Origin of the sequence: Candidatus Kryptonium sp. (assembly GCA_025060635.1) — a bacterium.
Classification (GTDB): Bacteria; Bacteroidota; Ignavibacteria; order Kryptoniales; family Kryptoniaceae; genus Kryptonium.
The window spans coordinates 1-511 of record JANXBN010000149.1 but is presented as its reverse complement, the minus strand read 5'-3'; the positions used below and the strand labels follow the sequence as shown (position 1 = coordinate 511).

Below are 511 nucleotides of genomic sequence, written 5' to 3'. Positions count from 1 at the left end.
GGCGAAAGCGTTGAAACAAAGCTACGCCGTTAAAAACGTCGGTTTCCTCGAATTCTTTTCCGAAACACCCGCATGGGTCGAGGAAGAAGGCCTCGGCATCGTCGAAAAATATCTCGCCACCCCGCATAACCGGTTTAAGACCATCGCGAAAACCATCCAGCGTTACGAGTCGATGTTCTGGGACGCCGTCCACCGAGGCGAACATCTTTGACGCGGTTCATCGATCTGCTCTGGAAATCGGCCGACGACGTCTACCACGCGATTCTGAAACATCCTTTCGTCGAAGGCCTTGTATCGGGTTCTCTCGACAACAGCGTCTTCAAACAATACATCATCCAAGACGCCTTGTATCTCAGCAGGTTCGCCCGGGCGGTGGCCTTGGTGGCGGTGAAGGCCCCAGACGACGAAACCGGATTAACCCTCCTGCGGAACGCGGAAGCAACCCTTTCTTTCGAACGGAAATCACTTCATGATTTTCTCCTCGCCGAATGGGGGTTCGCACCCGAAAACC

Annotated in this window: 2 protein-coding genes; both read left to right on the top strand. The window is 54.2% G+C overall.

All coding sequences use genetic code 11. The features are described from left to right. A partial coding sequence (locus NZ923_10855; GenBank protein ID MCS7230505.1) for a hypothetical protein occupies nt 1-211 on the top strand: 211 nt, incomplete at its 5' end. Continuing rightward, nucleotides 208-511, top strand: a 304-nt coding sequence (locus NZ923_10850) for a thiaminase II (GenBank protein MCS7230504.1), incomplete at its 3' end; no start/stop codon positions are given. The genes NZ923_10855 and NZ923_10850, both read left to right, overlap by 4 nt.